This window comes from Pseudobutyrivibrio sp. ACV-2, assembly GCF_900107545.1.
GTDB lineage: Bacteria > Bacillota > Clostridia > Lachnospirales > Lachnospiraceae > Pseudobutyrivibrio.
The window spans coordinates 13167-26344 of sequence record NZ_FNQZ01000012.1; the positions used below are offsets into that span (position 1 = coordinate 13167).

A 13178-nucleotide genomic window follows, 5' to 3' on the forward strand; every position below is an offset into this window, starting at 1 on the left:
ATTATATAGGTATGTATATTGAAGAATCTCATTATATGAATAGTGAGATTCTTTTTTTCTAGTCTTGTTATCATAGATAGAGTATAGATATAAGTATAGTATGTATAGATTGTATAGCAGGATGTAAAGAAATCCCCTAAAACCAAGAAAAATCGGAGTTTTGCTGCGACAAAACGGAGTGTAAATAGCGACAAAATGGCGGGTAAACTGCGGAAATACGGGATAAAACTGCGTTGGAATGACTAGTAACTGCGTCAAAATAGGATATGAATTGCGTAAAAAGAGTAGTTTTGTCGTAGGTTAGTAGCCAAAATGCCGTAGATGATGAAAGTTTATTAGCCATTTTGACGTAGTAATAGTTCTGGAATATGTAAATTGGGGTTAAGAAACCCAGTATTTGAGGGATATTGTGACGAATTACGACAAAATGGGATATGGACTGCGTAGTTGTAGCCAATTTGTCGTAGATTACTAGTCAAATTGACGCAGTTTGGAATAACTAAAGATAAAATGGGGAAAAGTTACTAGCCATTTTGACGTAGTAGATGTTTTATAGCAATAATAGGCATGTGATAAAAGTGAAAGTGTCTAGTTAATATATTTTGAACACTATTTAGGTCATAAAGAGCTGCGACAAAATGGGATATGAACTGCGCAAATGTAGTGAGCTTGTCGTAGATTACTAGTCAATCTGTCGTAGTCTATTAGCCAAATTGACGCAGTTATTGAGTTTTTAAGAAATAATTTGTAGCATTAAAGGAAATAAATTGGATAAAAAACATTGAGAAAATGGTTGATTTACTGGATTTCAAGGCAGCTGCGACAAAATGGGATATAAACTGCGTAAAAAACTCTATTTGTCGTAGTATACTAGCCAAAATGCCGTAGGCAACTAGTCAAATTGACGTAGTTTCAAGTTAAGATAATCGTAGCTACGACAAAACGGGATATAAAAATAAGTGGTTTTACTAGCCAAATTGACGCAGTTCACTAGCCAAAATGTCGTAGATAAAGTAATTGAAACTGCGCAATTAATATTATGTTGTCGTAGTTGCGACAAAAGTGATTGAAAAACGTAGAAGTGTTTGTTAAACTTTCATTAGTTGATATAACGTGGAGAATAATATGAGTATAAGAAGAACTGATGAAAATGGTATTTATAGGGAAGTAGATAATGCTACCGGTCGGTTTATTGATGAAGTTTATTCTGAGGAAGCGGTGATTAATTCATCAAGGGCAAATCAAATAGAACATCAGACGGTGGCAACCACATATGGTCGAGTTGTTGATCCGGATGAGTTTATCCCTGAAGTGGTAGATGAAAATGGAATGGCAGTTGTATCTCAGGATATAGAGGAGCTGGAATGCTATATTAAGGAATCTATATCTGTGGATCAGTTGATGGAGACCTTTCATGTAAATTCCCATACTACTTTATTGAAATTACTTGCTCTTCAGGATAATAAGCATCCTTTGAAAAAGGGTGGTATAAGTATTGCTTATAGGACTGATGCATTGATTATGCATTGTAAGATGTCTTTTGATGCTGCGGAAAATATAGTTTTTGATGCAATATTAGGTGTGATGTCATCTTTTCCAGAGAATGAGATATATAGAATAGAGCCAAAGGCTTTTGAAAAATATATGAAATACCAGAGTGATAACACTGTTTATAAGCAGTTTAAATCTGGTACAGAAAAGTTGACACAAAGGCATTTGGTATTTGAAGGGCTTGGACCAGATGGGGATGACGATATTATCGTTCCTTGGTTTGATATCCTTAGATATCATAAGAAAAAGGGTTCAGAACCGGCATATATAGAGTTTAGACCATCAGATTTCTTTAAGGACTTAGCTCTTTGTTCTCAACTGGTTCATGGTGCATATGGTTCACTAGAGGTTACATCTCAGCTAAGAGGAAAATATACTATTGCGCTGTATTGGTTTTTGGAAAATCGAAAAAGATATAAGGCATATCCTCAGGCTACGCCGGGTATTTTTGATATGACAGTCGATGAAATAAAGCATCAGTTTTCAATGCCAGCGACAATCAAGCCAAATGATATAGAAAGAAGATTGATTAAGCCAGCTTACGAGAGTATCAATTCTATAAATGAATGTGATTTTACTTTCGAGTATGAGATTCTTCGATATGGAAATAAGATTGAAGGAGTAAAATTCTTAATAAGAGAAAAGAAGGCCATAGCTGAGCAAAAGAAACAGGCTACAATCGTTGAGGATACATTCTATACTCAAATGAAAACAGTTCTTGACGTAGCTGAGCTTGGTTTTTCGGAAAGTGATGTTCTAAACATTTGCAACTGTGCAAAGAGAAATTCAAAGTCAGTTGGAGATATGTTTAGTATCATAGCAGCATATAAAAATAGAGTTAATAATGATAGCTTAAATCCTGTAGAAGATAGTTTAAGATATATTTGCAGTATGATAGAAAATGGAGTTTCGTCTCCAATTGAAAGTGAAAAGAAAGTAGCACCTAAAAAGAATTCATTTACAAATTTCGCACAGAGAGAATATGATATTGATGAATTAGAAAAAAAGTTGTTGTCTTAGAATAGTAGTTTAGAATAGCCCTGTTAATTCAGGGCTATTTTTTTAGGGAAAAACGTAAAATAATGCATTAAATCTTGCAAATATTATAAAAGTATGAATAATTTCAGAAAAAATAAGATGTAAATTTTGTTGAAGCATGTATAAACAAGACAAAGAAAAGGTTGTAAATAAAAGAAAACAGGCAACAAAGCCATAATTGACTCTATTACCTGTTTTGCATTTAAAAGAATAAATAAATATTATAATTCTACATAACCTACACAATTAGAATTGCCAACATAATAAATCTTATGCTCTTCTGGCTTGATATATACATCAAGCTTCTCAAGTTCAACATCCTTGTAAGCGTTCTTGAATGCTGATTCTGCTTTTTTGATGCAATCAGATTCTGCAAACTCTAATCCCTGATACTGAACTACTGATGTGTTTTTTACTGTTTTTTTTGTTTCTGCCATTTTTCTAATCCTCCCTGTAACTTAATACAAAATTTTGAGACTACTCATAGCTTATTTAAGAAATAGCCATAAATGTCATGATAAAAAATGAATAATATTTGCTTGAAATACACATATCAATCATTTTGGAGATAATTATAATCATTTAAGAGAGAAAATGCAAATTGTCTTGAAAAATTCTTTTATGAGTAGAATATTTAAAATAATTAGGTGTAAAAAAGGATACCAAAATAATAATAAAACACTTTAAATTTAGATTCTTGAAATATAAGATAAAGAAAAAAACAATGGGAGGTTACTATGCAAAAATGGTCTAGATTATTATATCAGCCAGCGTTGCCATTGAATGGTGAAAAGAGAGTAACAGGCTGTGATGAACATATAAATCTGTCAAGGAGAACAGCAGAGGAAGGAATAGTGCTTCTGGAAAATGATGGAATATTGCCTCTATCAAAAAACACAAAGGTGGCTTTATTTGGAAAAGCAAGTATCGATTATGTAAAAGGTGGCGGTGGCTCAGGTGATGTATATTGTAAATATGTTCATAATTTATATGATGGGCTGAAGTCAAAAGGATTTGATATTTATGAGCCTTTAGTAGAATTTTATAGAAATAATCTGAAGGAGCAGTATTCAAAAGGTAGAGTTCCTGGAATGACATCAGAGCCAAGGCTTTCAGATGAAGTAGTAAAGGATGCTTCAGAATATACAGATACAGCATTTATTGTGATTAACCGCTTTTCCGGAGAAGGCTGGGATAGAAGTGACATAGAATGCAATAATGAATTTAATCCATGGGAATCAGAGACAAGTATGCCAAAGATTGCCGGAGAAATTTTTCCTAAAGGTGATTTTTATCTTACAGATGAAGAGACTGAGCTGATTAATATTGTAAAGGACAATTTCAAGAAAGTAATAGCGGTTTTAAATATAGGTGGAGTAATAGATCTTAGATGGCTTAAAGAAGCTGGAATAAATGCTGCGATATACATGGGACAAGGAGGAATGGAAGGCGCAGATGCAGCCGCAAATGTGATTGTGGGCAATGTGAATCCTTCAGGAAGACTTGTAGACACTTTTGCAGGAAAGCTTGAAGACTATCCATCTACAGAGGGATTTCATGAGTCCTTTGATTATGTAAATTATATTGAAGATATATATGTAGGTTATAGATATTTCCTGACTATCCCTGGGGCAAAGGATAAAATAGTATATCCATTTGGATATGGTTTAAGCTATACAAAATTTGATAAGAAAATTGTAAGCATGACAGAATGTGATGATGCATTTTATTTCACAGTAAAGGTGACTAACACAGGTGACATACCAGGTAAGGATGTAGTTCAGCTGTACTATAGTGCGCCACAAGGAAAATTAGGGAAGCCAGCTGTTGAGCTGGGAGATTTTGCTAAAACGAAAGTGTTGGAGCCAGAGGAAAGTCAGGTATTAACACTTTCTATAGGTAAATATATTATGTCATCCTATGATGATTTAGGTAAGTTGAAGGATGCAGCCTATGTTCTTGAAAAGGGTGAGTACAAATTCTGTCTGGGAGATAATTCGCTAGATATTAATGAAGAAGCTTTCAAATGGGCAAACGAGGAAGATTTAATTGTAAAAGAGTTAACACATAAATTAGCACCTGTTGAACTTCCAAAAAGAATGCTTTCTGATGGACAATTTGAAGAGTTGCCACAGGGAAATCATAAAGATATTAATGAAAGTGTCATAACAAAGATGGAGCCGGGAACTGAGGAGGCATTAACTCCAGAGGTAGTGGGACGAGAGAGATATTATCTGACAAATCCTTATAAAAAGGATGCGCATATCTTTGCAGAGGTGGCAGAAGGTAAGATATCACTAGATGAGTTTATCAATCAGTTATCACAGGATGAGCTGATGCATCTTGTAGGTGGCCAGCCAAATACAGGCGTGGCAAATACTTTTGGTTTCGGAAATCTGTTAGAATATGGAGTTCCAAGTGCCATGACTGCTGACGGCCCTGCTGGTGTTAGAATTGCTCCTGAAACAGGAATTCTTACAACCGCATTTCCATGTGCTACACTTTTGGCTTGTACCTGGAATACTCATCTGATAGCCCAAGTAGGAAAAGCAGGAGGCGCAGAGTTAAAGGAAAATAATCTTGCAGTATGGCTTACACCTGCTATAAATATTCATAGAAGCCCACTTTGCGGCAGAAATTTTGAGTATTATTCCGAAGATCCTATCGTGGCTGGTCGCATAGCAACTGCAATGGTGAAAGGTATACAGAGTAACAATGTGGGAGCATCTGTAAAACATTTCGCTTGCAATAATAAAGAAACAAACAGAAAACACAGCGATTCCAGAGTATCAGAGCGTGCTCTAAGAGAAATCTACCTCAAGGCATTTGAGATAGTAGTAAAAAATGCTAAGCCTTACACCATCATGAGTGCCTACAACGCCATTAATGGAGAAAGAGCATCAGAAAGCCATGATTTATTAACTGGAATTTTACGTGAAGAGTGGGGCTTTGAAGGAATGGTTACATCGGATTGGTGGACCAGAGGCGAGCACTACAAGGAAGTTAATGCTGGAAATGATTTAAAAATGGGAAATGGATATCCAGAACGTTTGAAAGAGGCTGATAAATTAGGGGCTTTGGATAACGAGCAATTAAAAATAAGTGCAAAACGCATCTTAAATACAATACTAAAATTCGATTAGAAGTAATGATTGAAAAAAGGACACCTATATAAAAAAGGTGTCCTTTTTTTAGTGGCCTCTCTTTCCTATGATAAAAAAAGATTAATGGGGAGAAAGGAGAATTATGAGTAAGATACGATTTATTGATGAAAATGGAACATTTGAATTAAAGAATCCACAGCATACAAGTGGGTTATATATGCCTCTTGCAAGCAGAGGTGGATTAAAAAGTGCAGTAGCGCCTGATTTTGGAGGTGATGCAAAAACAGACCAGAATCATTTTTTAGTAGCACCTAAAAGCATAATGAACTTAAGCTCCGATAGAGATACGAGAAATTTCTTTTTAGTTTTTCCAGATGAGCTTTGGTCGGTCACTGGAGTTTCTGCAGCCCAGGAAGCAGTCAGATTTACAGATGCGGAGGATGAGGAAAAGCTTACCGCAGGCAGAATGTGGCAAAAGGTTGTAAGAAAAAATAGAAATAAAAATATTGTGGCTGAAACTAGGATTTTCAATCTCTTGAATGAAAATGCTGAAATAATGAGCATCAATATTAAAAATGAAGGTGATGAGGATGTCAGCTTTGAGGCTGTGGCTTCAATACCTTTATATGGAAGAAGCGCAGATAATCTAAGGGACCATAGACACGTTACTTCATTATTGAATAGAGCGATTATCACAGAGGATGGAGTCGTAATGAAGCCTACACTGTCCTTTGATGAAAGAGGACATCAGCTTAACGACACTACCTATTATGTGTTTGGGGCGGATGAGGAAGGAGTGGCACCTATCAAATTTATGGCTGATACCGATGCCTATCTAGGAGAAGGTGGAACTTATCTGCGTCCAAAGAGTCTACTCGATGGAAAAGGAAAGGCTGACAGCTGGAAGAAACCAGGGGATAGAATCGAAGGCAAAGAATGCACAGCTGTTCTTAGATTTGAGAAATATACGCTAAATGCGGGAGAGGAAAGAAACTATCAGGTTGCCATAGGAATGGCAGTTACAGAAAATCTAGATGAGATTGATAAGGTACGAAGTGAGATAAAATCCGTAAATACGGTAGAAGAAAATTTTGAGCAGATAAAGAAATACTGGGTGAATAAAACCCCTATTCATTTTTGGACAGGTAATGAAAATTTTGATGGCTTTATGGAGTGGGTTTCATTTCAACCAGAGCTGAGAAGAATTTTTGGCTGTTCATTTTTACCTCATCATGATTATGGTAGAGGCGGCAGAGGCTGGAGAGATTTGTGGCAGGATTGCCTGGCACTTCTTTTGACAGATCCAAGTGGTGTAAGACAAATGCTGATTGATAATTTCAAAGGTGTGCGAATGGATGGTACAAACGCCACCATAATCGGAGACAAGCCAGGTGAATTTAAAGGCGATAGAAATGGAATCCCGAGAGTTTGGATGGACCATGGGTTCTGGCCATTTTTGACAGTAAGACTTTATATAGATCAAACAGGAGATTTGGAAATATTAAACGAAGAGGTTTCTTATTTCAAGGATATGCTGACCCATAGGGGTGAAAAGCAGGATGGTAACCTTAAAGATGCAAATGATTTAATTCAAAAGACATTGGGGGGAGAAATTTATAAAGGCACAGTTTTGGAGCATATCCTATTAGAAAATATAACCGCATTTTATGATGTGGGTGCTCATAATGAAATAAGGCTCAGAAATGCGGACTGGAATGATGCTTTGGATATGGCGCCAGAAAATGGAGAGAGCGTTGCATTTACAAGTGCATATGCAGGAAATCTGAAGGATATTGCTACGTATTTACGAATATTGATGGTAAAAGCAAAACAGTCTCAGGTAAGTCTTGCAAAGGAATTATTACCACTTTTAGAAGAAGATTCAGTAAATGTATTTTCACATCCTAAGCAGCGCAGACAGGTATTGGATGAGTATATGGAAGTATTAAACACCACGGGATTGTCTGGAGAAAAGTTAGCAGTAGATATTGAAAGCATAGCAGCTCTACTTGAGCACAAAGCTGAATATCTTATGAAACAAATAAGAACGAATGAAGTGGTGTCTGATGGCGAAGGTAATAGTTGGTACAACGGATATTACGATAACAACAAACGAAAGGTAGAGGGGCTCATAGACGGCAGTGTAAGAATGATGTTAACCAGCCAGGTGTTTGCCATCATGAGCGGAACTGCTAAAAAGGATGCTATAGATTCCATAATTAAGGCTGCGGATAAGTACTTATATAAAAAGGATGTAGGTGGTTACAGACTAAATACGAATTTTAATGAAATCAAAACGGACTTAGGTAGAATGTTTGGATTTTCATATGGTGACAAAGAAAATGGAGCAGTATTTTCACACATGGCTGTTATGTACGGCAATGCCCTGTATAAAAGAGGCTATGTGAATGAAGGTTATAAGGCTTTGCAGTCATTGTTTGATACGTCAAAGGATTTTGAGACAAGCAGAATATATCCTGGAATTCCTGAATATTTCAATGGCGAGGGACGCGGCCTCTATTGCTATCTTACTGGTGCTGCCAGCTGGTATCTGATGACAATGGTTACGGAGGCGTTTGGCGTGAGAGGTAGTGCTGGAGATTTACATATTGAGCCAAAGCTTGTGAAGGAACAGTTTGATGATAAAGGCTTTGCAAGCATTAAGTTACCTTTCAGGGGCCATGAATTTACCGTAGTTTATGCAAATCCGAAGAAAAAAAGCTATGGAGAATATTCTATTGGCGAGGTTTTAGTTGATGGCACCTGTGTGATAGAAAGCCAACATAATCTGGTAAGCATTCCAGAAAAACAAATTGATTCATGGAATGAAAAGGAACATTTGATAGAAATAAAGCTTAAATAAATTGGAGGATAATGATGGAAATAAAGACAAGGGTTAAGGATGTCATAGAAGACTATGCCAGAAAAAGTGAATTTTCAAGCTTTTTGCCTGGAATCGCAGGTTTAAAGGGCATACCGATGTGGTGTTACTACGTTAATAGAGGTCAAGCAGTTGTAAGTTTTGGTGTACAGGATAAGGATCACGGCATAATGGAATTCTATCCTGCACATACTGCTTATCAAATGGTAGAACGTACAGGATTTCGTACTTTTTTGAAGGTGGATGGTAAATATCTGGAAGCCTTCAAGCAGTATAAAGAAAATAACAAAATGACTGTATATATGAATGCTATGAAGGTTGAAGATAATGATGAGATTAATGGCATTAAGGTTTCTGTGAACTATAGTACTCTGCCTGGTGAAAAAATTGCGGCACTTATGCGCGTGGTTGAGATTACAAACACTGCAGATGAAGAAAGAACCTTTGAAGTATTAGATGGAATGCCTGCATTGATTCCATATGGAGTAGGTCAGGACAGCCTTAAGATGATGGCTCAGACTACAAAAGCCTGGATGCAGGTAGAGGATGTAGAGACGGGCTGTCCATATTACCGTGTAAGAGTTAGCATGGAAGATTCTGCCGAGGTTAAAAAAGTGGATGGAGGAAATTTCGCTACAGCTAGATTTAATGATGGGGATAGCCTACCTGTAATAGTAGATCCACGTGTGGTATTTGATTACGACTTGTCACTTGATAGAGCAGTGGGATTCGAGGAAGCTGGAATAGATGAGTTCATAGGAAAGCACCAAAATATTTCAAATGAATTGCCATGTGCATTTTTTGCAGCCAAGAAAACGCTGAAGCCAGGTGAGACACTTCGTATTAATGAGATGATAGGCCAGGTAAGAAATAAGGAAGTATTAAAAAAGTATCTTAAGAACACATTGGATGGAGCGTATTTTGAAAATAAATTTGCAGAGGCTGTAAATCTAGCAGAAGAATTAACTGCAAGTGTGGCTACCAAGACAGCTAATGAGATGTTTGATAACTACACACGCTACAACTACATGGATAATGTGCTACGAGGCGGTACTCCTATAAAGCTTGGGAATAAACATACATATTATGTATATTCTAGAAAGCATGGGGATTTGGAGCGAGATTACAACTATTTTTCAATGTCTCCAGAATTCTATTCTCAGGGAAACGGCAATTTCAGAGACGTAAATCAAAATAGAAGATGTGACACATTCTTCAGTTCTATTGTTGAAGAGAACAATATTAAAATGTTCTATTCACTTATTCAGCTGGATGGATATAATCCACTGAAAATAGAGCAGTTGCGCTATGAGTCTGATGCAGCACAAAAGCTTGGAGTAAAGCAGGCATTTACACCAGGTGAGCTGGCTGCAGCCATAATGGATAGAGCAGGTGGAGAATTTGGACTTGCGGAAGAAGAGCTATTCGAAGAAATCATGGCAGATGCTATTGAAACTGTAAATGGAGATTTTGGCGAAGGTTATTGGAGCGACCACTGGACGTATAATCTGGATTTGATTGAGGATTATTTGGAGGTATATCCAGAGAAGGCAGAAAAACTGCTATATGATACTTCGATAAAATCATTTGATGCAAAGAAAAAACTACTTCCAAGATTTAAGCGCTATGCCGAGACAGAAAATGGTATAAGACAGTATTTCTATTTGGAAGATAGGGCAAATACAAAGCAAAATCCAAGTTTTGCTGTTGATGCAGTTGGAAATGAAATACAGATGAGCCTAATAGGAAAACTGATATTTATGTCTGCCGCAAAGCTTGCAACTCTCGATGCCCATGGACTTGGTGTTGAGATGGAGGGCGGAAAACCAGGCTGGTATGATGCGCTAAATGGTATGCCAGGAATGCTTGGATCTTCAATGAATGAGACATATGAGCTGGCTAGAATGATAGAGGCCACCAAGAAGTGGGCTGACAGATTTGAAAAGGACGTGACACTTCCTGAGGAAGTAGCCGATTTCGTTTTACGTATATACGATATTGAAAAAACTACATCAGATAGTCTAGACAAATGGAACAAAAAGAATGATGCAAAAGAAGCATATCGTAAATACGTATATGACGATTTCTCGGGAGAGGAAAAGACCATTGATGCAGCTAAGGTTAAAGAAATATTATATCTATTTATATCGGTTATGGAGGATTCAGTGAAAAAGGCCGTAGAAATTGGAGATGGTATCGCACCAGCATATTTTACATATGAAGTGGATGACTTCGAGAAAAATGAAGAAGGTCTTGTCCCTAAGCATTTCAAGCAGGTATTAGTGCCTTATTTCTTAGAAGGTCCAGTGCGCTATTTTAAGCTTGATAGCGATGTGTCAGGCAAAAGAGAGATGTATGAAAAAATCAAAAATAGCGATTTATACGATGAAAAGCTTTCTATGTACAAGGTGAATGCTTCATTAAGTGAGGCAAGCTTTGAGCTTGGTAGATGCAGAGCCTTTACGCCTGGTTGGCTTGAAAATGAATCTATCTGGCTTCATATGGAATACAAATATTTATTAGAGCTTCTTAGAAGTGGGTTGTATCAGGAATTTTTTGAGGACTTCAAGAAGGCAGCTATACCATTTTTAGATAAGAATGTTTATGGCCGTAGTACACTTGAAAATTCATCATTTATTGCCAGCTCGAAGAATCCAAACGAAAGAATTCATGGAAAAGGCTTTGTTGCAAGACTAAGTGGCTCGACCATTGAATTTATAAGCATCTGGAAGCTGCTATTCTTTGGTAAGAGTTTATTTACTGAAAATGATGGAGAATTTGCATTCACACCAAGACCAGCTATTCCAGAATATTTAATCGCGGAAGAGGATGGAAAATATTTTGTGGAAACAACTATGCTTGGATTTACAAAAATGTGTTTAGAGTTTAGCGATAAGAGGGATTATATACCTGGAGAATACGATATTACAGGTATTGACGTGGAATTCAATGATGGTACCAGTGTATCTGTAGAGGGCGATACTATCGCAGCTGATAGTGCATTAAAGATACGTGACAGGTGTGCAAAATCAGTGACTATAAAAATGACACCTAAATAAAAAAAGTGTCATTTTTTCAGAGGCTGGTGAAACCTATAATTCAATCATAGCAAGTAACCAAGGGGTTACATAAAAAACCAAATAAAGTTGGGAGGATGAAAGAATGAAGCTAAAAAAATTCTTAGCAACACTTTTAGTTGGTGCAATTACACTTTCTATGGTTGCCTGTGGTAGTGATGGCAGCGATGGTAGTGCAACACTAGAGGGAGAAAATGTTAATTCAGAAACAGTAGGTAGTGAAGACGGAGAAAAGCTGGTTATCTGGACTTTGGCAAAGGATTTGCAGACATTTGCAGAGAAGTATGCTGAAGATCACAATGTTCAGATTGAAACAGTTGTAATTGAGCCAGCTGATTATGTGACAAAGGTTCAGACAGCTCTTAATGGTGGCCAGACAACACCAGATATCATCGTTGGTGAGCCACAGATGCTTGAGGATTTCTATGATGCTGAGTATTTTGAGGACTTAAATCAGGAACCATACAACGCTCAGGACTATGCAGACCAGATTGTTGATTATGTGTGGAAGGTTGGCCAGGATTCAGAAGGTATCCAGCGTGCTATTTCTTACCAGATTACACCAGCAGGTATCTACTATCGTAGAGATATAGCTGAGAAGGTATTTGGAACAGAAGATCCAGATGAAATCGGAAAGCTTTTCGCTGATTATGACACAGTACTTAAGACAGCAAAGACACTTAAGGATGCAGGTTACAGAATCTTCGCTTCAGATGCAGAGATTAACTACTTCTCAGGTGACAGCGCTTGGGTTGTAGATGGAAAGCTTAATGTAAATCAGGCACGTCTTGATTACATGGACCTTGTAATTGATTTGTATCAGAACGACTATACCGCATATGCGAACCAGTGGTCTACACCATGGTATCAGGCTATGGCTGGCGAGGTACCTATCCTTACAGCAGATATTCAGAACTATGCTGATGATTCAGTAAACGTATGGGATGCAGAGCAGTTTGAAGAAGCTACAAAGGATCTTGATAAGACAGAAGTATTTGCATTTGGTCTTCCAAGCTGGGGCGTTCTTACACTTAGAGACAACGTAGGTGAGACATCTGGTAAGTGGGGCGTTTGCTCAGGACCTGCTTCTGGTTTTGGTGGTGGTACATTCATCGGTATCTCAGCACAGTCAGAGCACAAGGATCTTGCATGGGATTTCTTAAAGTGGGTAACACTTGATGAGGATACAGCAGAGTGGTGGATTGAGAAGTCTGAGGGTGACACTGTTTCACTTGTTTCAGTTCTTGAAAAGCACAAAGATGATGAGAATCCAGTATACGGCAATGAGCACATGTACTCATTCTGGCAGTCACAGGCAGAGGATATTGATTATTCTAAGGTAACACGTTATGACAAGGTTATTAACGATGCTTGGGGAGCAGCTATCACAGCAATCAAGACTGGTGAAAAGAGCAAAGATGACGCCATCGCTGAGTTCTATGATGTAGTTGAGTCAACATATCCTGATATCACAGTTGAAAGATAAAATTTCAGATGATGAAAATGGGGCTAGCTCTGCTAGCCCCA

Annotated in this window: 6 protein-coding genes; 5 read left to right on the plus strand and 1 reads right to left on the minus strand. The window is 37.4% G+C overall.

The features are described 5' to 3' along the window. Positions 1-1125: 1125 nt before the first annotated feature. Positions 1126-2571 (plus strand): replication initiation protein, encoded by a 1446-nt coding sequence (locus BLV53_RS12210; RefSeq protein ID WP_090301269.1) that lies wholly within the window; start codon positions 1126-1128, stop codon positions 2569-2571. A 239-nt stretch (positions 2572-2810) separates the two neighbouring features. On the opposite strand, the gene BLV53_RS12215 is transcribed toward BLV53_RS12210, so the two are convergent. After that, entirely contained in the window at positions 2811-3026 is a 216-nt protein-coding gene (locus BLV53_RS12215; protein ID WP_090301272.1) for a DUF6465 family protein, read from the minus strand. A 300-nt stretch (positions 3027-3326) separates the two neighbouring features. Here BLV53_RS12215 and BLV53_RS12220 point away from each other — a divergent pair, with 300 nt between their 5' ends. The 4 genes from BLV53_RS12220 to BLV53_RS12235 all read left to right on the plus strand — a co-directional run bounded on the left by BLV53_RS12220 (position 3327) and on the right by BLV53_RS12235 (position 13137). Continuing rightward, on the plus strand, positions 3327-5732 hold the full coding sequence (locus BLV53_RS12220; protein WP_090301273.1) for a glycoside hydrolase family 3 protein: 2406 nt from the start codon (positions 3327-3329) through the stop codon (positions 5730-5732). A gap of 103 nt (positions 5733-5835) precedes the next feature. Next, a complete protein-coding gene (locus BLV53_RS12225; protein WP_090301274.1) occupies positions 5836-8556 on the plus strand; it encodes a GH36-type glycosyl hydrolase domain-containing protein in 2721 nt (906 codons plus the stop codon). An 11-nt stretch (positions 8557-8567) separates the two neighbouring features. Beyond that, positions 8568-11633, plus strand: a complete 3066-nt coding sequence (locus BLV53_RS12230; protein WP_242879098.1) for a hypothetical protein — start codon at positions 8568-8570, stop codon at positions 11631-11633. A 103-nt stretch (positions 11634-11736) separates the two neighbouring features. Further along, positions 11737-13137 carry an ABC transporter substrate-binding protein gene (locus BLV53_RS12235; protein ID WP_090301278.1) on the plus strand — a complete coding sequence of 467 codons (1401 nt, stop codon included), beginning with the start codon at positions 11737-11739 and terminating at the stop codon, positions 13135-13137. Positions 13138-13178: the final 41 nt, after the last annotated feature.